Source organism: Prevotella pallens (assembly GCF_900454935.1).
Taxonomy (GTDB): Bacteria; Bacteroidota; Bacteroidia; order Bacteroidales; family Bacteroidaceae; genus Prevotella; species Prevotella pallens.
Genome location: NZ_UGTP01000001.1, coordinates 593596 through 617275 on the forward strand (window position 1 = coordinate 593596; position 23680 = coordinate 617275).

General features: G+C 36.4%; 23 protein-coding genes and 2 pseudogenes. 18 read left to right on the forward strand and 7 right to left on the reverse strand.

The features are described from left to right. Positions 1-187: 187 nt before the first annotated feature. On the reverse strand, positions 188-355 hold the full coding sequence (locus tag DX009_RS02595; RefSeq protein WP_006045539.1) for a 4Fe-4S binding protein: 168 nt from the start codon (positions 353-355) through the stop codon (positions 188-190). Positions 356-590: 235 nt separating this feature from the next. Here DX009_RS02595 and porT point away from each other — a divergent pair, with 235 nt between their 5' ends. Continuing rightward, positions 591-1337 (forward strand): type IX secretion/gliding motility protein PorT/SprT, encoded by a 747-nt coding sequence (porT, locus tag DX009_RS02600; RefSeq protein WP_115082909.1) that lies wholly within the window; start codon positions 591-593, stop codon positions 1335-1337. 268 nt (positions 1338-1605) lie between these two features. Here the strand turns inward: porT and DX009_RS02605 are convergent, their stop codons facing one another. After that, on the reverse strand, positions 1606-2484 hold the full coding sequence (locus DX009_RS02605) for a bifunctional metallophosphatase/5'-nucleotidase (protein ID WP_115082910.1): 879 nt from the start codon (positions 2482-2484) through the stop codon (positions 1606-1608). 52 nt (positions 2485-2536) lie between these two features. Beyond that, complete coding sequence (locus DX009_RS02610) at positions 2537-3325, reverse strand: 5'-nucleotidase C-terminal domain-containing protein (RefSeq protein WP_115082911.1); 789 nt, start codon at positions 3323-3325, stop codon at positions 2537-2539. Positions 3326-3569: 244 nt separating this feature from the next. On the opposite strand from DX009_RS02610, the gene rplS reads away from it, so the two are divergent. The 5 genes from rplS to DX009_RS13140 all read left to right on the forward strand — a co-directional run bounded on the left by rplS (position 3570) and on the right by DX009_RS13140 (position 8985). Continuing rightward, positions 3570-3935, forward strand: coding sequence for a 50S ribosomal protein L19 (gene rplS / locus DX009_RS02615; RefSeq protein ID WP_006045535.1), 366 nt, complete (start codon positions 3570-3572; stop codon positions 3933-3935). A 375-nt stretch (positions 3936-4310) separates the two neighbouring features. Beyond that, positions 4311-4793, forward strand: coding sequence for a phosphohydrolase (locus DX009_RS02620; protein ID WP_115082912.1), 483 nt, complete (start codon positions 4311-4313; stop codon positions 4791-4793). 33 nt (positions 4794-4826) lie between these two features. Next, a complete protein-coding gene (locus tag DX009_RS02625) occupies positions 4827-6641 on the forward strand; it encodes a GmrSD restriction endonuclease domain-containing protein (protein WP_115082913.1) in 1815 nt (604 codons plus the stop codon). A gap of 563 nt (positions 6642-7204) precedes the next feature. Next, the gene (locus DX009_RS02630; RefSeq protein WP_115082914.1) at positions 7205-8449 is read left to right on the forward strand and encodes a VapE domain-containing protein; all 1245 of its coding nucleotides are present in this window, start codon (positions 7205-7207) and stop codon (positions 8447-8449) included. A gap of 257 nt (positions 8450-8706) precedes the next feature. Next, the gene (locus tag DX009_RS13140; RefSeq protein WP_147278661.1) at positions 8707-8985 is read left to right on the forward strand and encodes a hypothetical protein; all 279 of its coding nucleotides are present in this window, start codon (positions 8707-8709) and stop codon (positions 8983-8985) included. Here DX009_RS13140 and DX009_RS02635 read toward each other — a convergent pair. Next, positions 8872-9132 (reverse strand): annotated as a pseudogene (locus DX009_RS02635) (transposase); the annotation flags it as partial. The gene DX009_RS13140 and the pseudogene DX009_RS02635 sit on opposite strands and share 114 nt — an antisense overlap. Positions 9133-9152: 20 nt before the next feature. Between DX009_RS02635 and DX009_RS02640 the strand changes: the two are divergent. The 3 genes from DX009_RS02640 to DX009_RS02650 all read left to right on the forward strand — a co-directional run bounded on the left by DX009_RS02640 (position 9153) and on the right by DX009_RS02650 (position 10897). Continuing rightward, positions 9153-9452, forward strand: coding sequence for an integrase core domain-containing protein (locus tag DX009_RS02640; RefSeq protein WP_115082915.1), 300 nt, complete (start codon positions 9153-9155; stop codon positions 9450-9452). Between the two features lie 103 nt (positions 9453-9555). Continuing rightward, positions 9556-10077 (forward strand): hypothetical protein, encoded by a 522-nt coding sequence (locus tag DX009_RS02645; protein WP_115082916.1) that lies wholly within the window; start codon positions 9556-9558, stop codon positions 10075-10077. A gap of 286 nt (positions 10078-10363) precedes the next feature. Next, a complete protein-coding gene (locus tag DX009_RS02650; RefSeq protein ID WP_115082917.1) occupies positions 10364-10897 on the forward strand; it encodes a hypothetical protein in 534 nt (177 codons plus the stop codon). Between the two features lie 906 nt (positions 10898-11803). Here the strand turns inward: DX009_RS02650 and DX009_RS02665 are convergent. Further along, positions 11804-12103, reverse strand: a complete 300-nt coding sequence (locus DX009_RS02665; protein WP_115082919.1) for a hypothetical protein — start codon at positions 12101-12103, stop codon at positions 11804-11806. A gap of 141 nt (positions 12104-12244) precedes the next feature. After that, the gene (locus tag DX009_RS02670; protein WP_115082920.1) at positions 12245-13144 is read right to left on the reverse strand and encodes a diaminopimelate dehydrogenase; all 900 of its coding nucleotides are present in this window, start codon (positions 13142-13144) and stop codon (positions 12245-12247) included. Positions 13145-13400: 256 nt separating this feature from the next. Between DX009_RS02670 and DX009_RS02675 the strand changes: the two genes are divergently transcribed. From DX009_RS02675 to DX009_RS02690, 4 genes are all read left to right on the forward strand, one after another. Next, on the forward strand, positions 13401-13772 hold the full coding sequence (locus DX009_RS02675; RefSeq protein WP_245944568.1) for a hypothetical protein: 372 nt from the start codon (positions 13401-13403) through the stop codon (positions 13770-13772). A 92-nt stretch (positions 13773-13864) separates the two neighbouring features. After that, a complete protein-coding gene (locus DX009_RS02680; protein WP_115083798.1) occupies positions 13865-15937 on the forward strand; it encodes a TonB-dependent receptor plug domain-containing protein in 2073 nt (690 codons plus the stop codon). Positions 15938-16033: 96 nt separating this feature from the next. Then, complete coding sequence (locus DX009_RS02685; protein ID WP_006045523.1) at positions 16034-16363, forward strand: heavy-metal-associated domain-containing protein; 330 nt, start codon at positions 16034-16036, stop codon at positions 16361-16363. 550 nt (positions 16364-16913) lie between these two features. After that, on the forward strand, positions 16914-17255 hold the full coding sequence (locus tag DX009_RS02690) for a hypothetical protein (RefSeq protein ID WP_245944569.1): 342 nt from the start codon (positions 16914-16916) through the stop codon (positions 17253-17255). Between the two features lie 99 nt (positions 17256-17354). On the opposite strand, the gene DX009_RS02695 is transcribed toward DX009_RS02690, so the two are convergent. Then, complete coding sequence (locus DX009_RS02695) at positions 17355-18272, reverse strand: IS982 family transposase (RefSeq protein WP_115082805.1); 918 nt, start codon at positions 18270-18272, stop codon at positions 17355-17357. Between the two features lie 99 nt (positions 18273-18371). On the opposite strand from DX009_RS02695, the pseudogene DX009_RS02700 reads away from it, so the two are divergent. The 5 genes and pseudogenes from DX009_RS02700 to DX009_RS02720 all read left to right on the forward strand — a co-directional run. Beyond that, a pseudogene (locus DX009_RS02700) lies at positions 18372-18620 on the forward strand (hypothetical protein); the annotation flags it as partial. 267 nt (positions 18621-18887) lie between these two features. Beyond that, a complete protein-coding gene (gene dnaK / locus DX009_RS02705) occupies positions 18888-20792 on the forward strand; it encodes a molecular chaperone DnaK (protein WP_115082922.1) in 1905 nt (634 codons plus the stop codon). A 207-nt stretch (positions 20793-20999) separates the two neighbouring features. Further along, positions 21000-21557, forward strand: a complete 558-nt coding sequence (locus tag DX009_RS02710) for a helix-turn-helix domain-containing protein (RefSeq protein ID WP_115082923.1) — start codon at positions 21000-21002, stop codon at positions 21555-21557. A gap of 13 nt (positions 21558-21570) precedes the next feature. Then, positions 21571-22845 carry a site-specific integrase gene (locus DX009_RS02715; RefSeq protein WP_115082924.1) on the forward strand — a complete coding sequence of 425 codons (1275 nt, stop codon included), beginning with the start codon at positions 21571-21573 and terminating at the stop codon, positions 22843-22845. Beyond that, positions 22842-23588, forward strand: coding sequence for a mobilization protein (locus tag DX009_RS02720; protein WP_115082925.1), 747 nt, complete (start codon positions 22842-22844; stop codon positions 23586-23588). The genes DX009_RS02715 and DX009_RS02720 overlap by 4 nt, the downstream gene beginning before the upstream one ends. The last annotated feature ends 92 nt before the right edge of the window (positions 23589-23680 follow it).

Here is a 23680-nt window from a genome sequence, read left to right on the forward strand (position 1 = left end):
TGTGAGTTTTGTGAATACTTAATTTTTAGTGGAAAGTATGCTTTAAATTATTTATTACACTGTTTTTACATTCTAATGTAATAGAGAATTATTTAAAATTCGTATTAAAATAAACATAATACTAATTGAATAAAAAAAGCGGACTCTCTCGAGTCCGCTAAATTTAATCAGTAACAATTTGTTGTGATTAACCCAAGCTAATTGCTTCACTTGGGCAAACACTAGCGCATGAACCACACTCTGTGCAGGCATCAGCGTTAATTTTGTAAATGTCGCCTTCAGAAATTGCACCTACTGGGCATTCATCAATACATGTACCGCATGCGATACAATCGTTTCCAATTACGTAAGCCATAATTATCGATCTTTTATTATTTTAATAATGTTTTTGTATAGGGTTGTTATTTATCTCCCCTGTTTTTGTATGGTGCAAAGGTAAAGAATATTTTCGTAATACCTACAAATGATGATAAGATTTTGAAATATTTAGACAGGATACAAATAAAAAAAACATTGGTAGAGTGGCGATACTATTGCTATAATTGCCTATTTTACAATAAAAAGACGATGGTAACGTTATAGTTATAGATATGAAAAAGCTTTTATATATAATATTATTAACTGTATTGTCAGCGAATAGTTTTGCTCAAGATAGAGCGGTACAAAATCGTCCTTATACAGATTTACGTCCTTTTCACTTTGGTGTAATGGTAGGTACGCACTTGCAAGACCTTGAATTTACTAATATTGGTCCACAAATGATTGATTTAGATAATGGTACAGGACCTGTGCAAAAACTTGTTTCGGTAGATCAAGACCGTTGGGACGCTGGTTTTACAGTGGGAGTGTTAGGTGAATTAAGGCTTAATACAGCTTTTCAATTACGTATTGCACCTGCAATGTATTTTGGAACACGACATATTACTTTTAGGAATTTAACCGATTTAAATGCTAATGGGCTGCCAATTGAAAAGACACAAGATTTGAAAACTGCTTATATTTCGTGTGCTTTCAATCTTATTGCTGCTGCTCCACGTTTCAATAATCATCGTCCATACCTAATGTTAGGTATTAATCCAATGCTAAATCTGTCAGGAAAGACCGATGATTATTTTAGATTAAAGGGAGGTGATGCTTATTTAGAAGTAGGAGTTGGGTGCGATTTCTATCTTCCTTTCTTCAAATTACGTCCAGAATTGAAATTTATGTATGGTTTATCTAATTGTTTAGATACAAATCATGCAAAGGAATTGCGCGATAAAAGTATGTTGATGTATACAAATTCGGCAAACGAAGCACGTTCTAAAATGATTGCTCTTACGTTCTATTTCGAATAAGTTTATTTGACGTGCTAAAACAATAAAGGAGCTAAGATGTTTTGTCATCTTAACTCCTTTATTTGTTTATAATAGTTTTAGATTTAATATAACTTTAATCCAAATTATTCATTGATAATTGCTCAAAAATGTTTTGTTGTTGGGGTGGTTGAACTGACATTATAGCAGACGTGTTGTGAATAGTGAAAAATGAAACAGACAATTACGACACAACAGAAAAACAAATATTATAGAGTAATATTATTGAAGTAAATAAATGGATTATAGTTTAATGAAGTAATTTTGCTTTTATCTCTCTTTGTTTTGTCTCTTTTTTCTTTTCAAGGTTTAATACTATTTTCCCAACGTAAATTCCCGACTTTCCGTTTTGGTCAATACCCACCTCTTTATTGTCTAAATCTTTTATATAAACCAAGTTTTTTAAGAATGTATGCGAATGACCACCTAATATAAGGTCAATTCCGTGTGTACCAGCAACAACTTCTTCATCGCTAATGCCTTCTATATTTATGCCCAAATGTGATATGCACAATATTAAATCGCATTTCTTTTTCTGCAATTCGTCTACACATTTTTGTGCACATTCTATTGGATCGAGATATTTCAATGGACCGTAGTTTGCTTTAACAACCAAGCCATCTAATTTTGGAGCTAAACCAAACACACCAATTTTAAGACCTTTACGCTTTAATATAATGTATGGTTTCACAATCTTCTCCAATTCGGTGCCTGCAAAGTCGTAGTTTGCGCATACTATAGGATAGTTTAAGGTTTTAAACATTCGTATCATATTATCGAGTCCAAAGTCGAACTCGTGGTTACCTATAGTTCCTGCATCATAGTGCATTAAATTCATTAATCCTACTTCTACATCGCCTTTAAATAAGGTGAAATAAGGCGAGCCTTGACAAAAGTCTCCACTATCGAATAGTAATAAGTCTGGATCTTTAGCTCTTTCTTCTCTCAACATTGCTATGCGTCGTTCAAAGCCTGCACGTCCAGCGCGCAGCGTATCGGCAAGCGTAGTGTTGAAAGGCATTATTTGGCTATGCGTATCGTTAGTGTGCAAAATGGTAAGTTGTTTTGTTTGTGCGAAAACAACTATACTAAACATACAGAGAGCAGTTAGTAAAATATTCTTTTTCATTGTTTTTCTATTTTGTTATTGTTTTATTCATTTACTTTGCCATTACAGTAGCTCAATTTTCGTTAGTGTTAGAGTAGCTTATACGCCCTTCGGTCTCGCTGTTTATGATCTTACCTTCTGCCGTCATAGCTTTGAAGTAGTTTAGAATAATATATCGCGTATTGTTTGAATGTTCCTGTGGCGAATTAAGATTTGTTTTGTCTTTGAAAGCCTCTAATTTATCGTTGCCTTGTGCTAAGTAATCTATTGTAGCAATACGATATTCTGCCTTTGGATCAATCTGTTTACCATTTAAGGAAGCGTATAGTAGTGTGTTGTTTCTACTTAATTTTAAACATACTCCTTTACTAACGCCTTCTCCTCCAGTGTGTGCAATCTGTCGAAACAGTTCCAATACTTTATCACCAGTGAGCGTTAAGAAGCATATTTTATTCTCGAATGGCGCAATATCGTTTACGTCGCCTATAGTAACATTTCCTTTTGGTAGTGCAGCACGAATGCCTCCCATATTGTAAACACCAAAATCTACTTTCTCATTATAACCTTTCGCCGCCCAAACCAATATATCTGCAAGTAAGTCCGATAAGTCGCTCTCTGGTCGGTGTGCCGTCATATAATGGTCAGCTTGTGCTACCACTGGACTCATAATACTGTCTACAACGTGTTTGTAGGGTGCTAAGAAGCTTACTGCTTTTGGGTCTTTCTCGTTATCGTAGCGTGCATCAATCAATATTCTGCTACGTTGTACACTCTTTAGTTGGTATTTCCCCTGTTGTGCTGCACAAGGTGTATAGGTTAAAACTGCAGTCATACTGCTTACTAAAAACATCTTTTTATCCATATTCTACTCTTTTAGCTTACTGCAAAGTTAGTAAAAACTTGTTGGTTAGCCGACTTATGTTTATCTGTTTTAATTCTGTAAGAGTAAAATATAGTTAAAGAAAGTTTACGAGTAAGAAGATTTTTCTCGTTTATCGAATAATTTATAGTAACTTTGCAGCGCTTTTCGGTATAACCGCTGGCCGTGGAAGAGTCATGAGCTATGTTGTATTGGAACGACAAACAATATTTAATTAATAAATAAAATGGATTTAATTAAAGTTGCTGAAGAAGCATTTGCAACCGGCAAACAGTATCCAAAGTTTAGAGCTGGAGATACTGTAACAGTCGCTTACAAAATCGTCGAGGGTAATAAGCAGCGTATTCAGCTTTACCGCGGTGTTGTTATTAAGATTAATGGTGAAGGCGAAAAGAAACGTTTCACTGTTCGCAAAATGTCTGGCACTGTAGGTGTTGAGCGTATATTCCCTATGGAATCACCTAATATCGATTCTATCGAGGTGAACAAATATGGTAAGGTACGTCGTGCAAAACTCTACTACTTACGTAAACTTACAGGTAAGGCTGCTCGTATTAAAGAAAGAAGAGTGGTATCTGCTAAGAAAGATTAGTAGATTGTTTTTGCAACATTCCCAAATAAAAAAGGTTCGAAGCATTTCTGTTTCGAACCTTTTTTATATTTGGTAGGGTAGAGTGTGTTTTCTTATTCTGTAGAAAGAGATATAGATGCTTTGGAAAGGAGTATGTTGTGATGATTTTTGCTTCTATATGATAGAGTTAAAGCAGATAACAGTATTGTTGATTATCATAAAGTTACTGATTTTTAGCGACATGTGCAACTTTTTTACATTCATATTTCTGATATTTTATCTATTGATTAATTCCGCCAACGGGTTATTCATAAAAAGAAGTATCTTTGTGCTATGATAGAATCACTCAGAGTAGACTTGTAGAGATTTTAGTTACATATAAACTCAATTTTAGATATGTTAGTCAACAAGGAAAAAGACATCGTACAATGTGCTGCCGTATTAGCTTGCGAGCTACACAAAGGGCAAGTGGATAAAGCTGGAGTTGATTACTTCACTGGTCATCTTACAACTGTTGCCAAAATGGGAAGTACTTGGAAAGAGCAGGTTGTGGGTTATCTACACGATGCAAGTGAAGATACTCCACATTCTGTTGAAGAAGTGCTTAACTTGTTAGATGCGAAATTAAGAACTCCCTTATCAGATACTGATAGACTTGAACTTGCCGATGCTTTACATTTGCTCAATCATCACCTTGTGCCTGATAGGGAAACATATATTCAACGAATTAAAAGCAATGCCCTTGCAACTTCCGTAAAGATGCACGATCTTACTCACAATATGGATCTTACTCGTATTCCTAATCCAGCAAAGAAGGATTATGAACGTGTTGAACGATATAAGCAAGAGTTTGCTTACTTAGGTGAGCTTAAAAATTAATTTTCATCTATAAACAGCTTCAATAAAACAATCATGACCGAAAAATATAACGCTTCTAACATTTCTCTCGATCAAATCTTAAGTTACATAAAGTCTGGAGAGATTGCTATACCAGAAATCCAACGCCCATTCGTATGGAAACCTCGGCAGGTTAGAGACTTGATAGACTCACTTTATAAAGGTTATCCTACTGGATATTTGATAATCTCTCAAAGTCCAGACATGAAATTAAAAGATGGGACTCTATCGTTAGGTAAAAAGATTATGATAGATGGTCAGCAGCGTGTTACGGCATTGATGACGGCTATTGCAGGACTTAAGGTATTAACCAGTAATTTTAAAAAGCGTAGAATTAAAATTGCTTTTAATCCACAAGCATCAGAAGAAAGTGAAGAAGAAATTTTTAAAGTTCAAGATAATGCAATTCTGAAAGATAAGAAATGGATAGCTGATATTGCCGAGTTATTTAAGTCAGACTTTGACCAATGGGCATTTGTGAATGAATATTGTCAGCAAAACGCAGAAGTAAACGGATCGCAGATGAATAAGATATTAATGCGTTTGTTGGATATAAAGAATCGTCAAATTGGAGTTATCACACTTGATAAAGATTTGAACATTGATGAGGTAACAGATATCTTCATACGTATAAATAGTCAAGGTGCCAAACTGAATCAAGCAGATTTTGCTATGTCGAAGATTGCTGCCAATACAGAATATGGCGGTAACGCATTACGTAAAGCTATAGATTACTTCTCACATTTAGCAGTAGAGCCAGATTGGTATACTGAAATGGCTAAAGATACGCTATTTATGGGAACTCTATACGCAAGTAAATTGAAATGGCTAAAAGATGATCAGGAGTCTATTTTCGACCCTGATTATAACGATATCCTGCGTATAGCATTTATGTATAAGTTTGGTCGAGCAAAGCTAAAAGACCTCGTAAGTCTTCTTGGTGGACGTGATTTTGAGACACGAGAATATAAAGCACAAATAGCAGAAGAGTCTTTTGCTAAATTAAGTGAAGGTGTTATCGATTTTATGAATCAATATACATTCTCAAACTTCATTCTTGGAATGAAGGCTGCTGGATTTATCTCTAATAAGTTGATAAATTCTCAAATGACGATGGACTTTGCCTATACATTATATTTGTTATTAAATAATGACACTACAATAGAAAAGAGTCAGATAAAGCATTATGTAGCAAAATGGTTTGTTATGTCGACATTAACAAGTAGATATACTGGTTCTCCGGAGTCACAAATGGATTTTGATATAAAGCGTATCCGTGAAAAAGGTTTTTTAGCATTCTTTCAAGAAGTAGAAGAAGCTAACCTTTCCGATACATTTTGGAATGTCAGATTGGTACAACAACTCGAAACGCAAGTCATTAACAGTCCTTTCTTCAATGTGTTCCTTGCTGCACAGATTTATGAAGGTAATAATGCTTTGTTTAGTAATGGTACAAAAGTGGGATATTTAATCACATTAATGGGTGAAGTACACCATATCTTCCCCAAACAATATCTGCGTAATAATGGTTTCAACGAGAGAATACAGTATAATCAAATAGCCAACTTCACTTATCTTGATACACAAGTAAATAAAGACATTTCTGATGCTGCTCCGAATGTATATTTCACCAATGCAATAAAACAATGTGAAGAAGGTAATGCTCGCTACGGTAATATAACAGATCTAAATTGTCTAAAGACTAACATGGCAGAGAACTGCATACCCGAACAAATCGTGGATATGGACTACTCTGATTATCCTGATTTTCTTATTGCCAGAAGAAAGTTGATGGCAGCAAAAATTAAAGACTATTATTTTAGCTTATAATAAATATAAATAGCGTAGTAAGTAGGATAGAAGTAGAATCGATGAAGATTGATTATTGCTTTTTATTTCTTTAATTGACTGAGTGTTTACGGATATATAAGGAGAGCAGTATATCCGTAGCATTGTTTTATATACTACACTAAGTTTGAAAACTGTTTGCTGTCATTTTTAACATTTGCGGTAGTTTGTTGATTTATAACGTGTTATAAGTCGTAAGTGGGTGATGGGAGTGACAGCAAAATAAAAATAATTCGTGAAAAACTTGACAAGGGGTATCTCTGTTTTGTATCTTTGCAAGCGAAAATAAGGAAGAGCTATGATATGCTTAGTATGATTTCCTACAAACTAACGGCATCTTCTTTTTTGAATTTGTTTTCTTAAATCTTTTATTCATGTGTACATATTTTTTTAATATGCCCACAAATAGGGCAGTGCGTTATGCGCAATTTCATTTTTATATGAGAAATGACAAACGGATTGGGCAGGAAAAGACATAGCAACAGTTTTGCTTATTTCCTTTCTCACAAATAATTTATCTATTCATCAACTTAAAACAATCATTTATGAAAAGTAAGAACCTTAAAAACATTAAAGCTGAAAATCAGCGGAACAGACAGTCGGAAAGACTTAAAAACGACATTACTCGTCGGTTGCTCAACTATCTTGAGCGGAAGTATGAAATGAGATTTAATACCGCCTTAGGGTGTACAGAAGCTCGCAAGGCTGGAAGTAACGAACCTTTTGTGGCTGTAGATGAACGAATGCGCAATACTATTGCTATTAAGGCGCGTCTTGATGGGATTGATGCGTGGGACAAAGATATCCGACGATATATGGAGTCGGATTTTGTTAAGGCTTTTAATCCTGTGGATATTTTCCTCGAAAGATTGCGAGGACGATGGAACGGAAAGAATCATATTGAAATGCTGGCAGACTGTGTACCTAATGACAACACACGGTGGGCAGAATGGTTTCACACGTGGTTTCTTGCAATGGTGGCACAATGGTTAGGGCTGAATATCTCACATGGTAACAGTGTGGCACCGTTGCTCATCTCCCGACAAGGCTATCGGAAGTCTACTTTCTGTAAACGTCTTCTACCAGAGGCGTTGCAATGGGGATATAACGATAATCTTATCATTAGTGAGAAGCAGAATACATTGCGCGCAATGACACAGTCGTTACTGATTAATATTGATGAATTCAATACGCTGTCAGCAAAGACGCAAGACGGATTTTTAAAGAATGTTATGCAGCTTGCAAACATTAAAATCCGTCAGCCTTATTGCCATCAACAAGTTACATTGCCACGCATTGCCTCTTTCATTGCCACGGCAAACGTTTCAGATGTTTTTAGCGATCCCAGTGGTTGCCGCCGTTTTATTGCAGTTACACTAACAGGTCCTATTCGTTTGCCCGAACACATAGACTATGAACAGCTCTACGCACAGGCTGTTGCCGAACTTGTGGCTGGTAGACGCTATTGGTTTGATGAGGCTGATACCCAGGATATTATGGAGAATAACGTGCAATATCAACAACGTACCCCTGCCGAAGCTCTCTTTTTAGATAGTTTCTCTATTCCTAAAGACTTGACCAAGGGGGCTTATATGACTGCAGCTTCCATTTTTAGCCTACTTCGTCAGCGGTATGGCAGTCAGCTGAACCTAACAAGTCTTTCTCATTTCGGTCGTGTTCTTGCAAATATCCCGAATCTCCATAGTAAGCATTCTTCGCATGGTACAGAGTATTTGGTTGCAGTACGTAGCAACGCAGTACAGTCTGGTCAGTCCAGCTTGAGATGTTAGTTGCTATCTGAATGAGTTTTCAAAGTTGCTGTCACTACAGTCACTCGCATATACACCATAAGTAGTTTATAATCTGTTGTTTATGCGAAATGTTAAAAGTGACAGCAACTTAAAAACAAAACAAAGTTATATATTAATGATATTAATCCCATAAAGTATAATTAAAAGAAATCTTGGTTTATATAAAAAAATTTTTTTTATTTATTATTAATATGAGTTTTTTATATTTGCACTTGAAAACCTAAAAATTAAAGAATATGGCAAAAACAAGTTCTAATGTGATGATTTCCGATTTTAAGGAATGGTTAAAAGGAAATGGTAACTTAACACCAAACTCTGCAAATAGTTATATTTCATATCTTGGTGTAAGTTATAATAATGATTTGAGTTTAGTCTCTACAGATAATGTATATAGTCGTTCCTTAAAAACCATATTTCAGCATAAAGTTTATACTGACAAGCTTTATGCTGATTCTTTTTATAAGGTACAAAAGAACTCTCATAGCTCTTTTGAAGTTATATGCTGCCGCAGCTAATAACACATTGATAGCATCTCCTTTCACTCCTTTATAAAAGTTGCGAGATAATCGGTGGTCTGCTTTAAGATGTCCTATCGTTGGCTCTATACCAGCTCGTTTACAAGATAGTTTGTGTTTCTTTTTCTTTTGGTAGTAGCTGTCTTTAGGAATATAATATCAAGCATATCCATGGCAAACCCTTGCATCCTCAGACGCAGGGAAAGATAGAACGATATAACAGATCAATGAAAAATGTGATTAAGCTAAATCATTATTTTTGTCCCTCTGAATTGGAAAATGCTATCGATGGGTGGGTGAAATATTATAATGAGAGAAGGTTTCATGAATCGTTAGATAATCTTACACCCAAAGACGTATATTTAGGGCAAGGGGAGAAAATCAAAAAGATAAGAGAAATAATAAAGCAAAATTCAATCAACAAAAGAATTTTTGATAATAAAACAAGGAAATATCAGAGTAAATAACTACATTTGCAGTTGTGTACTTTTGTTTGACAACGTACAATTATAAAGAGCTTGATGGTGTTAAAGTTAACGGAAATATTGTAACTAAGAAAGGAGGACGGAAATGAAATTTTTAAAAAGAATAGTTCTTGTTGTCTGCTTATTATGTGCAGTTTGTTATGGAGGGTTAGCTCTAATTACTGGCTACCCTATTATACTGGATTTGTCACCAAATATCCAAAGTTCAACAGAGAATTATATTAAAGGACAATCAATTAACCCATTAAATAATTTCAATTTTAACTCAGGAAAATGGGAGGCTTATTTGTTATTAAGCAATGACGATTATGAGTTGATAAAAGGTGATTTATGTAGTAATAAACTATTTACAGATGATATATCTATATTAAATATTCTAAAGAAAAGATGTAAGTTTATCTATACTGGTGGCGATTTGTCAACAGTAACCAGTAGTTTTATTCTTTATAAAAATGGAACTAGAGTATTTGAAACAGGAGTAGTGATAGAGAAATCTCTACAAGGATTTCAAAATCAGAATTATGGTTGGATTACATCAAAGTATAACTTGATAAATATTTTTAATAGATTCGATAAGTTAAGAAGTCCATTTACCATCCTGAGGTAAAAACGGTAATATATTAAATTAGATGTTATTACGATAAGAAACAAATACAAAAATGATTTTTTGGATTAGAATAAAAGCAATACTTCGTTAATTCCAATATAATCGTTTGAAAATGAGAGAGTTAATTAACTTAATATAACTAATAGTATTTGGTCAAGTGGCTGATTATCAGTAACTTTATAGTAGCGAAATCATAAAGCAAATGACATCAGAACCACTCGACCAATATACAGAAATCTGCAGAGATCATGTTATTTAATGACGTATCACCTAATCCTATTTGTATATGAAAATGAAAAAAAAAGTCATTATTATATGTTTCCTGATAATTGCATTGTGTGTATTATTTCTTGAAGTCTTAAATATATCAATTGGATATTATGGATATGGCTATGATGGAGCAAGAATGTTTTCTTTAACTAAACAGGAATCCAAAAATAATGGTGTATTTGTCAAGGATGTAAAATATAAAGTGTCCCCACTATTACATGTAAAAAGTATTTTTGTTGAAAAGGGATTTAAATGGGACAACTTCATGAACATGCACGCAATCAAGCTAACAAAAAAGGATGATACTGGAAACAATCACCCAGAACTCCCATACCAAATAATAGTTGAATATGAAAAATATAACTATGATGATAGTGTTTACTGTATCGTAACCCCATATAATAAGAAACTAAAGAATAGTCATTTCAATGATACTTTGTTTTTTAGAGTTTCTATTTCTCCCTTGAATAATATAACGCACACAAGTTATTACACTCTTAAGGTGTGGGATTGTACGTTGTCAAACAAAAGTGCACAACTGCAAATGTAGTTATTTGCTCTGATATTTCATTGTTTTATTATCAAAAATTCTTTTTTTGATTGAATTTTTCTTTATTATTTCAATGATACTTTGTTTTTTAGAGTTTCTATTTCTCCCTTGAATAATATAACGCACACAAGTTATTACACTCTTAAGGTGTGGGATTGTACGTTGTCAAACAAAAGTGCACAACTGCAAATGTAGTTATTTACTCTGATATTTCCTTGTTTTATTATCAAAAATTCTTTTGTTGATTGAATTTTGTTTTATTATTTCTCTTATCTTTTTGATTTTCTCCCCTTGCCCTAAATATACGTCTTTGGGTGTAAGATTATCTAACGATTCATGAAACCTTCTCTCATTATAATATTTCACCCACCCTCGCTTGGCTTAACGGGAACCCATATCCCTGTGGTATGTCGTGTTTATTTCTTATCATAAGAATGAAATTTATTCGGTGCAAAGATAGAAAAGGTAAGGAAATGATACAATACCTCAAAATAGGTATTGTATAATGAACTCTGATGATGATAGTTCCACCCTTTCAGTAAAAGTAATTTCCAATTAGCAGTTTGCATCATAGATGCGTAACTCTAAAAGTGGCAACAAACCACACGAAATGAATCGTGGTAGCACACGAGCCTCCTGTGGTGATTGCCGTGCTTGGCTTGTCAGACGAATACACTGAATGGGAGGAATAGAAAACTGAGATTCCTTCAGATGATTTTAGATTATCGTGTGTGGGGGAGAGAACACCTACCCGCAAGTGAATTGCTTAATAACTTTCTATGAGATGGAGCAAGTCCTGTCGGGAGTCATGTCTTGGATTTAGCCGTATGCCTAATATGAGATAAATATAAACTGTATGTGTTGCTTGCAACTCCCCATCTTTTTTCTATAGAATCTATATTCTATTTATTTTTTATCGTTTTTGTCTTCGTAGTTTAATTGTCCATCGCAGTTACCATGTATAGCTGTCAGCAAATCTTCCCAAGTTTGGAAACCTGCAAATAAAGCAAGTCTGTCTAATGTCTTTTTAGATGGCTTTTCTTTAGTTTGTATATATCCCCAGAGCTTATGTAGCGATTTCGATTCTAAGTTAATGTGGTATTGTTTTAATTTCTTTGAAACCTTGTCATAATCAACCGATAGACTGATAAGCTGTGGTATTTTTTGTTGGAATTGCGAGATAAAGTTCTTTAATGCCTTTTCCATTTCTCTCTATTTCTACAATTTGTTGTTTTTGTTGTTTCTGTGTAGATATTGTTTTATCAGTAAAGTTTACTTATGTTAAGTTATATATCGTTGCTTCTGTTTTAAAGATGCAACGATATATAATAGTGTGTGGAACGAGTGTTATACCAATGTGTTGATAACCTCTTCGCGTGAAGCTGGAAGATAGTCAATAACAGGTATCTCAGGCATTGTGTAGCAACCCGGAGTCAATCGCATAGTTGCACGTGCACAATTTACAAGTATCTGTCCTGTTAATGCAGGGTTATTTATACTCATATTAAATTCTATGCGTTGGTTCTGCGTTTTTCCGCTTACACCTTTACGAATAAGATGTACACCGTGTCCCATATCGCGTAAGTCGTCTACACTTGCAACTGCAAACACGTGTGTCTCATCGTGGGCAAAGTAGGGGTCAGCCTTAATAGCTTTTGTAACATCGTCGAGCTTTGCACCATCTTCTAATTCAACATATACCATACGTCTGTGAATGCCTTCACCTAATGGAATGGTAACAGAGAGAGCATTTTTTACACCTTCTTTGCTACGTACGCAAACAGAATGTCCCATAGACATACCAGGACCGAAGTTAGTGTAAGATATGCCTTTTGGTGCCAAACTTTCCATTAGCACACGTACAACAGAGTCGGAACCTGGGTCCCAACCAGCAGCAATTACACTCACTTTTCCAGCTTTCTTGCAGTGTTCCATCTGCTTTGTGCGATAGTCCAATATGCTTGTGTGAATATCGAACGAATCTACGGTGTTGATACCTAATGCTACTATACGTTCTGCATATTCCGGACAGCTACGTGTTGGTGTTGCAAGAATTGCCACATCTACATTCTTTAGTTTTGCAATGTCGTCTACAACCTCGTATAGAGATAGTGCTAATGGTTTGTCTTTATCGCCCTGACGTCGTACAATACCAGCAATCTCGAAGTCTTTAGCTGCTTCGAGTGCCTCAAGTGCGTAGTGCCCTATATTACCGTAGCCAACTACTGCTGCTCTTATCTTCTTCATAATCTTTTACCTTAAATGTTAATTTTACCATTATTTAATAGCCACAAAATTACGGTAAAATTATGATTAACGATGAATATCTGTGCTTTTTTTTGCTAAAAATGCCACATTACAGTTGTATGCACTTGTAATGGTGATATAAATCAAAATCTTATAGCTTTAACTATTATTGTGGCGTTATCAGTGTTAAAGTATATTTATTTTTTATAGAGATAAGGTTTTTAGTTGTAATTTTGCGCTTACAATGAAAAGAGTAATGCACATACTACTATTGTTGTTACTGTCTGTTATGATTGTATGGACAGCAACAGGCTTTGTAGTTATGCAATGTGCACATACAGGAAATGTAACTGTAGGCAAAATGCCAGCGAACAACAAGGGTTGTGAGAAAACTTCTAACGACCATTGTATGACAGTGCATATACAAAAGCTTGCCGAATTGAACCAAGCTGCTCCGTTACATTTCGATATGCAGCCTATGCAACAGTTGCTACTTGTAGCTTTTGTAACGCTATTAATGGCTTTGCCCATACTGCTTTTCGTATTATCGCCCATACGACTATTGTTGTATTCTTGGCATAGTCCACCACGACAATATCTACAGCGGCTTACCGTGCTATTAATTTGATTTAGTGATTGTTATTAATGTTTCATTGGTCCAATAAACTGCTAATGGCAGGTTTGTTGGCTACTATCGTTATATTCACTAAATTAAAATATATGAACAAGAATATTATACTCGCGGGAACCTCCCTGCTATTTTCTGTATCTGCTATTGCACAGAACGAAGTTGCGGATACAGTAACAACAATGAAAGAGCAAAAACTCGAGAACGTAACCGTTACAGCACGTCGCGCCACTGTGCGTACATTGGGCGGAGCTATTAACGGACAAGATATTTTGCGCGACGAACTTTTTAAGGCTGCTTGCTGTAATCTTGGCGAAAGCTTTGTTAATAATCCATCGGTAGATGTAAACTACTCTGACGCTACAACAGGTGCACGACAAGTGAAATTGCTTGGTTTGAGTGGAACGTATGTGCAAATGCTTACCGAAAACTTACCTAACTTTCGTGGCGCAGCTTTGCCATACGGCTTAGGCTATGTTCCTGGTTCGTGGATGAAGAGTATACAAGTTAGTAAAGGAAACTCTTCGGTAAAGAATGGTTATGAGGCTATGACAGGACAGATTAATGTAGAGTATCTGAAACCTGAGGACGAACAAGGTGCTACTATTAATGTATATGGAAGCACAATGGGAAAGTTTGAAGCTAATGCCGATGCAAATCTGCACATTGGTGGAAACAAGAATCTTAGTACAGAGGTTTTAGCCCACTTTGAGAATAACTGGAGTCATCACGATGGCAATGGAGATGGATTTCAAGACGACCCACAAGTGCGTCAGTACAATCTTCAGAATCGATGGTTTTGGAAAAAGAACAATTATATGCTACATGCTGGACTGAGTTTCTTAAAAGAAGATAGAACCAGTGGGCAAACTAACCACTCGCACCATCTTGCTGCTGGAGCTACTCCGTATCGTATTAATATAGGTACAAATAGATACGAAGGGTATATGAAGCATGCCTTTATACTCAACGCAAAACACGGCACTAATATTGCATTTATGGGAAATGTGTCGCTACACGAACAAAGAGCAGACTATGGCATTAAGCATTACGATGTGAACGAGAAAAATGCTTACGCTTCGTTGATTTTCGAAACTAATATTGCCGAAGTACACAATTTATCTACTGGTGTTAGTTTCAACCACGACTATCTGCGCCAAAATCTTTCATTGCTCAATCCTACAGCTATTCCAGCTAACTATGGTAACTTGTATCCGTTGAAAGATAACGTTGAAAGCGAAACAACTCCCGGCGCATACGTTCAGTATACACTCAATTTGCACAATCGGCTTGTTGCAATGGCTGGATTCCGTGTAGACCATAGTAATGTTTATGGAACGTTTGCTACACCACGTTTCCATGTTAAATGGGTGGCTACCGACTTCTTAACGCTTCGTCTCTCCGCTGGAAAAGGATATCGAAGCCCACATGCTTTGGCAGAATATAACTATCTAATGGCTTCTGGACGTCGTCTCATCATCGACCAGCCGTTAAAACAAGAAGCTGCATGGAATTATGGAGCGAATATGGCTTTCAATATACCATTGTTTAACAAGAATTTAAAGCTGAACGCAGAATACTATTATACGCACTTTACCAATCAAACGGTTATTGATTACGATTCTAATCCGTTGGAGTTGCACATAGACAATCTTAATGGTAAGAGCTATTCGCATACATTCCAAATAGATGCATCTTATCCTGTGTTTCGCGGCTTCGAACTCACAGCTGCTTATCGCTACAATCTTGTAAAAACTACCTACGGCGGACAGTTGCTATCTAAGCCTTTGCAGAGCAGATATAAGGGGTTGCTTACTGCAAGCTATAAAACACCGCTTGGACTATGGCAATTTGATGCTACATTTGCCCTAAATGGCAGCGGGCGTATGCCAACACCTTACACAACAGCTGCTGGAACACCATCGTGGGCTTCTAACTATAAGGCGTACGGACAGTTAAATGCACAGATAACTCGTAACTTCCGTCATTTCTCTATACAAGTGGGTGGCGAAAATCTTACAAATTACAAGCAAAAAAATCCTATTATAGGCTATCACACACCATGGGCACAAACGTTTGAACCTACGTTAGTCTATGGACCAGTACAAGGTGCAATGGGCTACGTTAGTATTCGTGTGAATCTTGGAAACCGTTTGTCAAAATAGATATAGTACACTGCATAGATAAATATAGTAAACAACATAGCCCCAACAAATTTACTATGGTAGTTTGGTAAGGCTTCACTTAAAAATAAAAGTACGATGAAGAAAAGTTTAATTATTATGATGTTAGCAATGGTAGCCATTACTGCATCGGCAAAAGACATCAAGACTGTTATTTTCACAACTACTCCACAGATGCACTGTGAGAACTGCGAAAATAAAATAAAAGGTAACCTCCGCTTTGAAAAGGGTGTCAAGGAAATAAAGACAGACATAGAAGCACAGAAAGTATTTGTTACCTACGATGCGGCTAAAACTACAGAAAAGAAACTTCAAGACTCGTTTCAGAAGTTTGGCTATAAGGCTGTTAAAACTACCAAAGATGCTAAGGTGGCAGTTCACGAAGATGAAAGCTGCGACAATATGTAATGTAAATTAGAAAACAAACTGTTTGCAGACTGCTTTTTCTGGCTCTGGAACAGTAGTGAATAATAGAGAGAGAGGATATGCCTGAATGTGTGTATCCTCTCTTTTTCTTTTCTATTTTCCTATGGTTAGAGAAATAAATAAGGTGGAGTGCTGTTAATAGTAGTTAGCTACATTGTAAGCAGAGCCTATAGGCATTCATAAACCAAATAGAATAATGCAGATATAAGTTACTTTTGTTTCAGATATCTGTCAGTTGCGTTTCAGATATCTGTCACGCTTGTTTCAGACGTCTGCCAGTTACGTTTTAGACATCATATTAAATCAGACCCTTTATGTTGTTATGTCATAATAGCTGAACGATAATTATTCAGCAGAATATTATGAATAGCTTCATTCTGCGAAATTCCAATTTAGGCATTATAGTATGTGCCCAAACAGTAGTATGTTTTTGGTTAGGCATAATAATGTTAATTTATAATAAAATTAAAGTATATTCTATATTTTATCGATTTAAATTTATAGCTTTGTAACCAACAAAAATTATAACTGTATGAGAAAGTATATTTTCACAATTGTGTTTATGTTGTTAGGATTGACAACATCTTTTGCACAAAAAGTTTCGGTTCCTGAACCAGAGTTTGCTGATCAAACTTACTTGCTTACTTCTGACACGGAGTATCAGAAACTACCACGAGAGTCTGGTGTTATTAAAACAAAAGCTGGTGCATCGTTATATATTGTTGGTATTGGAAAAGTAAAGACACGTATTACTTTGAGTGGTCCTACTTCTTCTGTATCTGTGCCTGCTGGTAAAGATGTTCGTCTTATTATTAAGGCTGCAAATAATTCAACCGATCCAGAGTCATTTATTAATAACCTGAACTCGGGATAAGTTTCTTTTTATTACTCTAATTTATTTATCCTAAAACCCATTTAGCCTCAATCGTCTTAGATTGAGGCTACTCCTTTTTATCAAAAACAAACTGTTTTTTTAGAACAAAGAAAGTTGACCGTTGTGTTGTTCTATGCAGAAATCTAAATTGACTTCAGGTTTCTTTTCAAAGAAGCTATATGCAGCCATTGCTGATAATACATTCATAGCAAAATTAAGTACACTTCTATGTCTAGAGTGGACCAATTGTGCTACATTTTTCAGTTCGTCATTGATAGTTTCAATTACAGATCTTTTTCTTAAAAGCAGTCTATCATATATTGGGATTAACTTGTTTTTCATATTACTTCTTATACCTGTTACCAAGTTAATGCCATCATTGAATAATTTTTCAAATAGTCCCTTAGAGATGTATCCTTTATCGGCAAATAATTTTCCAAAAACATTATCAGTCAGCCTATTAAAGACATTCTCATCTCTATCATCTACATTGGCTTTGGTAAGCATAAAGTTGAGAATTTCCCCTCGTTCATTGCATATAAGGTGCAGTTTAAATCCAAAATACCAACCCATTGTGCTTTTGCCTCTGGTAGCATAATCCTTAAAAACCTTATTGCGGTAAATACGTTTATTATGGCAGACTGGGATACAGGTAGAGTCAATAAAGCTAATACCAGTACATCTGCCAAAACAACATATTTGCAAGAACATCATCATTTCTACCGAAACTCTAGCTTCAAGCTCCAAAAAACGATTATAGGATAACAGATGAGGAAACATATCTGCAAGATGCTCCTTGATAAAGAACATATAATAATGTTGAAAGTTACGATAAGAATTAAAATGAAAACAGATCATTATGGTTATGATTTCTGACTTGCTCATACGCCATTTACGAAGGCGATGCTTACACTTGGTATCATTAGGAAGCCCTATTTTATCAATTTCTGACTCAAATTCTTTGCAAAAGTCATCTGCAATACAAAAGATTTCGGTAATTTTGTCTTTGGTAATCATCGCTATATTAATTGTAAGTTATTGATTTTCAACTATAAAGTTACAAAAATATAACGAGATTACCAACTTTTTTGAGTATTATTCTTATCCCGAGTTCAGGTTAATATATTTCCATTCGAGGTAAAAGGTAAGGAACGAAGAGCACAGTTGTCTGAAGCTGGTACGCTGTCTGCAACTAAAACAAACTCTCTTGGGCAGATTACTTTTAAAGCTAAGAAGTATGGTCAGAGCTCTTACTATATAGTTATTGAGAATTTGAAACCAGGCGAGTATGGCATCTCTTTGGGAGATCCTGATAAACGAAATGAGAAGAATGATATGAAAGTAACAACCTTCAGTGTAAAATAAGGCTGTTTGTATTTAAATATAATGTAACTGTGTCAGCATTCTTATAATGAATGCTGACACAGTTTTTTGTATTAATAAGTATGGTAGGTTATACTATCAATCCATATAATATAAAGGTATCAATTATGTATGATTTGTCATCTTGTCCGTCATTCTGTCAGTTTGTTTCTGTTGGCATATCGTTTGTATTTATTGGGACGTGCACGTACTGCGAAAGCAGGAAACACAATAAGAATTGATAATAATAAAAAATAAAATATACATATTATGGGAAAAATTATAGGAATTGACTTAGGAACAACTAACAGTTGTGTTGCTGTATTCGAAGGTAACGAACCAGTTGTAATTGCAAATAGCGAAGGTAAGCGTACAACACCTTCTGTTGTAGGTTTCGTTGAGGGTGGCGAACGTAAAGTAGGTGATCCTGCTAAACGTCAGGCTATCACAAACCCAGAGAAGACCATCTACTCTATTAAGCGTTTCATGGGTGAGACCTACGAGCAGTGTAAGAAAGAGGCTGAGCGTGTTCCATTCAAGGTTGTTAATGAAGGTGGCTATCCACGTGTACAGATTGACGACCGTAAATATACTCCACAGGAGATTTCTGCAATGATTCTGCAGAAGATGAAGAAGACTGCTGAGGACTACCTCGGCCAAGAAGTAACTGATGCAGTTATCACTGTACCTGCTTACTTCTCTGACTCACAGCGTCAGGCTACCAAGGAAGCTGGTCAGATTGCAGGTCTTAACGTACAGCGTATTGTGAACGAGCCTACTGCTGCAGCACTTGCTTATGGTGTTGATAAGGCTAATAAGGATATGAAGATTGCCGTATTCGACCTTGGTGGTGGTACGTTCGATATCTCAATCCTTGAGTTCGGTGGCGGTGTATTCGAGGTGCTCTCTACAAATGGTGATACTCACCTTGGTGGTGATGACTTCGACCAAGTAATCATTGATTGGTTGGTTAATGGCTTTAAGACTGAAGAGGGTGTTGACCTCACAAAGGACCCAATGGCTATGCAACGTCTGAAGGAGGCTGCTGAGAAGGCTAAGATAGAGTTGTCAAGCTCTTCTTCTACAGAGATAAACTTGCCTTACATCACAGCTGAGGGCGGCGTTCCAAAGCACTTGGTAAAGACTTTGACACGTTCACAGTTTGAGCAGTTGGCACATAGCCTTATTCAGGCTTGTCTCGTTCCATGCCAGAATGCTATCCGCGACGCTAAGTTGCAGACATCAGATATCGATGAGGTTATCCTCGTAGGTGGTTCAAGCCGTATCCCTGCTGTGCAGACATTGGTTAAGAACTACTTCGGTAAGGAGCCTTCAAAGGGTGTTAACCCAGATGAGGTGGTTGCTGTTGGTGCAGCTATCCAGGGTGCTATCCTTAATAAGGAGAGCGGTGTAGGCGATATTGTGTTGCTCGATGTTACTCCGCTGACACTCGGTATTGAGACAATGGGTGGTGTGATGACAAAGCTTATCGATGCTAACTCTACTATCCCTTGTAAGAAGAGCGAGGTATTCTCTACCGCAGCTGATAACCAGACAGAGGTTACTATCCACGTTCTGCAAGGCGAACGCCCAATGGCAGCACAGAACAAGTCTATCGGTCAGTTCAACTTGACAGGTATTGCTCCAGCTCGCCGTGGTGTTCCACAGATTGAGGTAACATTCGACATCGATGCTAACGGTATCCTTAATGTATCTGCTAAAGACAAGGCAACAGGTAAGGAGCAGAGCATCCGCATCGAGGCTTCAAGTGGTTTGAGCGAGGACGAAATTAACCGTATGAAGGCTGAGGCTGAGCAGAACGCAGCAGCCGACAAGGCAGAGCGTGAGAAGATTGACAAGCTGAACCAGGCTGACTCAATGATTTTCACCACCGAGAACTTCTTGAAGGACAACGGTGATAAGATTCCAGCCGACCAGAAGTCAGGCATCGAGTCTGCTCTCCAGCAGCTCAAGGATGCTCACAAATCAGCAGATGTTGCAGCTATCGACACTGCTATCAACAACCTCAACACTGTTATGCAGGCTGCATCACAGCAGATGTACAGCCAAGCAGGTCCTCAGCCAGGTCCTCAGCCAGGCGCAGACGCTGGTCAGCAGGAGCAGCCAAAGCAGGATGACACCATCCAAGATGCAGACTTTGAGGAAGTGAAGTAAAAGTGCTAACAAACGCTAATCAAAAATAAGTAAATCCCAGTAACATAATAAGTTGCTGGGATTTTTATTTCTTAATAATAATTAAATCTTATCGTTTTTAATCGTTTTTGTGCTTATATTTGTACCATATTTGTGCCGCGACTTAATGGGAGATAAAGTGCGACTTAATTTAAAAGATAAATTGATAATCAAATAGATACAAATAGTATGGCGAGTGCAAAATTTCAAATAGAGCGGAAATGCGAAATTTGTGGTAAATCTTTTATTGCAAAGACGCTTACCTCTAGATATTGCTCTAAGAACTGTTCTCAAGCTGCATACAAACAAAGAAAAAAGGAAGAACTGTTAGATGCATTGAAAAGAGAAAAGGCTGCAAGAGTTCCGAAGAACCAGCCCTATCTCTCAATAGCTGATGCAACTGCATTATTTGATATTGGACGAGATTCCCTTTATCGCTTAATCAGAAATAAACAAGTCCGTTATTATAACCTCGGACTAAGGATGATACGTATTTGCAAAGCTGATTTACAAGAACGCTTCAATCTACGTCCTTACGATGAAAGAAGAAAAGAAAAACGATCGGAAGTAAAGACTTATCGGCTTGAGCCTGAAGATTGTTATACAATTGGAGAAATAGCTAAGAAGTTTGGTATCCATGATAGTACTGTATATCTGCATATTCGCAAATATTCTATTCCAATAAGACAGATTGGTAATTACGTCTATGCGCCAAAATCAGAGATAGACAATTTGTATAAACACTAATCCACGACATACAATGAGAAAAGAACTTGATAATACAAAGGCAACAGTACGATTGCGAAAGAGTGCCTATCGAAAAGAATGGTACCTGTATATAGAAAGCTATCCTGTGAGGGTAGCTGGCAAAGATTCTCCACAAAGAGTTCGAGAGTATCTAAACCGCACTATTACAACTCCTATTTGGGATAAAAGCAGAACTGCTCGTACAACCGAAGCAACTCAAACTTTCAAACCTAAACGAGATTTGAACGGAATTATCTTATGTAAAAGTGAGATAGATCAAGAGGCCTGTATTTATGCAGATAGTGTTAGAAAACTAAGGCAGCGTGAATATGATAATGCAAGTTTGTATAGTGACACAGAAACAGCACAAGCAGAACAGAAAGAACGATTGCAACAAAATTTCATCAAATACTTTGATAAAGTGGCAGACAAGCGACACCGTAATAGTTCCCTTTCAATTCAAACAAACTGGGAACGAGTACATGTTTTGTTGAAAATGTTTGCTGGAGACACGCTACTCTTTTCACAGATAGATAATAGATTGGCAGAAGATTTCAAGTTTTTCTTGTTATCCGCTCCTTGTGGTGGAAGTAAAAAAGGGACAATATCACGAAACACAGCTTCCACGTATTTTTCTATTTTTAAGGCTGCACTCAAACAAGCATTCATAGACGGATATTTGACCATAGATTTATCTGCAAAAATCAAAGGCATACAGGAACAAGAATCCCGAAGGGAATACTTAACCCTTGATGAACTTAACAAGTTAGCTAATACTCCTTGTGAACGTGATGTACTTAAACGAGCTGCACTATTCTCAGCTCTAACAGGATTAAGACATTGCGACATTCAAAAACTAAAATGGAATGAAATAGCCATAGAAGGAAACCAAGCCAAACTTCTCTTTACTCAGAAAAAGACAAAAGGGGTAGAGTATATGCCTATCTCGGAACAGGCGTTTAAGCTTTGCGGAGAGCCAAGACAACCAGAACAACTTGTTTTTGAAGGGTTACCAAATCCTTCTTGGATTTCTCGTCCATTAAGGGCATGGATTGAAAAAGCTGGTATTCAGAAACACCTCAGCTTTCATTGCTTTAGGCACACATTTGCTACCCTTCAACTTGCAAACGGAACAGACATTTATACTGTAAGCAAGATGCTTGGGCATACAAATGTCAAAACAACTCAAGTATATGCAAAGGTTGTCGATGAAAAGAAAAATAAAGCAGCCAATGCTATTCAAATAGATATTGAAAATGATAAAACTGAATTCGACAACATAATATGAATACCAAATATTTTGAACATATTGTAGTATATCTGTCCGTTCTTGTTGTTTGTGTCATTATTGCATTGTTTGCAAGAGTGGTTGCCTTACGTTTAGGGGTTGATGAATTTACCGCACAAATAATCTTTTGGAGTGTTGTTGCCATAGGTATCATCGTTTATTCTATATTGTCTATTTTGGTAGAGGGACTATTTACAGCATTAGTCAAGTTTTTCTTTCCAAAGAAACAAGAAGATAAAACAAATGATAATGCATCCGATATTGAGACAGGACAAGTAGTAGATGGTGTTGGCGGTCCATCTTCCGAACAACACCAACAATCAATGAACTTTGACTCAATTCGGCAACAGCAACAAAGGTTAATGGACCAGAAAGTACAAGATAAACGTGCTATAGCTATTAAATATACTCAACAGCAATTCGCACCTTATGTTTCTGACAAAGACTTGCTCAAGCTTTGTGAATATATAGAGTTGTACTCCGCTAAGCTTCCCTTATCGCACGTTGAACCAATTAATATTAAAGGTTTAGTTGCCTTAGACCTGTTTCATTTTGGTTGGAATATATGGAACCATTTTAGAGTTGGCAAACAAGATGAAATTTCGCAGTTCCTTAAGCAGGTTTTTGCCATTACATTCAAAGATGTGGAAGTTGGAAGCATAAAAAGCCATCTCCGTGATGATGAGAAGAAAGGCACTATACCTATTGCACAAAGCCTTTCAGACCACCAAATAACAGAATAACACACAAACCTATTGTGTTTTTATAGTGTTTCTTCAGTGTCTTAGGACACAGAGGAAACACTTTTTTCATTTGCACCGTAAAAATCAATAAC

Coding starts and splice junctions, on each gene's coding strand:
- DX009_RS02710 (WP_115082923.1), top strand. CDS start 21,000: ATGGCGAGTGCAAAATTTCAAATAGAGCGGAAATGCGAAATTTGTGGT.
- DX009_RS02670 (WP_115082920.1), bottom strand. CDS start 13,144: ATGAAGAAGATAAGAGCAGCAGTAGTTGGCTACGGTAATATAGGGCAC.
- dnaK (WP_115082922.1), top strand. CDS start 18,888: ATGGGAAAAATTATAGGAATTGACTTAGGAACAACTAACAGTTGTGTT.
- DX009_RS02685 (WP_006045523.1), top strand. CDS start 16,034: ATGAAGAAAAGTTTAATTATTATGATGTTAGCAATGGTAGCCATTACT.
- DX009_RS02720 (WP_115082925.1), top strand. CDS start 22,842: ATGAATACCAAATATTTTGAACATATTGTAGTATATCTGTCCGTTCTT.
- DX009_RS02595 (WP_006045539.1), bottom strand. CDS start 355: ATGGCTTACGTAATTGGAAACGATTGTATCGCATGCGGTACATGTATT.
- DX009_RS02625 (WP_115082913.1), top strand. CDS start 4,827: ATGACCGAAAAATATAACGCTTCTAACATTTCTCTCGATCAAATCTTA.
- porT (WP_115082909.1), top strand. CDS start 591: ATGAAAAAGCTTTTATATATAATATTATTAACTGTATTGTCAGCGAAT.
- DX009_RS02650 (WP_115082917.1), top strand. CDS start 10,364: ATGAAAATGAAAAAAAAAGTCATTATTATATGTTTCCTGATAATTGCA.
- DX009_RS02630 (WP_115082914.1), top strand. CDS start 7,205: ATGAAAAGTAAGAACCTTAAAAACATTAAAGCTGAAAATCAGCGGAAC.
- DX009_RS02680 (WP_115083798.1), top strand. CDS start 13,865: ATGAACAAGAATATTATACTCGCGGGAACCTCCCTGCTATTTTCTGTA.
- DX009_RS13140 (WP_147278661.1), top strand. CDS start 8,707: ATGGCAAAAACAAGTTCTAATGTGATGATTTCCGATTTTAAGGAATGG.
- rplS (WP_006045535.1), top strand. CDS start 3,570: ATGGATTTAATTAAAGTTGCTGAAGAAGCATTTGCAACCGGCAAACAG.
- DX009_RS02645 (WP_115082916.1), top strand. CDS start 9,556: ATGAAATTTTTAAAAAGAATAGTTCTTGTTGTCTGCTTATTATGTGCA.
- DX009_RS02695 (WP_115082805.1), bottom strand. CDS start 18,272: ATGATTACCAAAGACAAAATTACCGAAATCTTTTGTATTGCAGATGAC.
- DX009_RS02610 (WP_115082911.1), bottom strand. CDS start 3,325: ATGGATAAAAAGATGTTTTTAGTAAGCAGTATGACTGCAGTTTTAACC.
- DX009_RS02715 (WP_115082924.1), top strand. CDS start 21,571: ATGAGAAAAGAACTTGATAATACAAAGGCAACAGTACGATTGCGAAAG.
- DX009_RS02620 (WP_115082912.1), top strand. CDS start 4,311: ATGTTAGTCAACAAGGAAAAAGACATCGTACAATGTGCTGCCGTATTA.
- DX009_RS02665 (WP_115082919.1), bottom strand. CDS start 12,103: ATGGAAAAGGCATTAAAGAACTTTATCTCGCAATTCCAACAAAAAATA.
- DX009_RS02605 (WP_115082910.1), bottom strand. CDS start 2,484: ATGAAAAAGAATATTTTACTAACTGCTCTCTGTATGTTTAGTATAGTT.
- DX009_RS02690 (WP_245944569.1), top strand. CDS start 16,914: ATGAGAAAGTATATTTTCACAATTGTGTTTATGTTGTTAGGATTGACA.
- DX009_RS02675 (WP_245944568.1), top strand. CDS start 13,401: ATGCACATACTACTATTGTTGTTACTGTCTGTTATGATTGTATGGACA.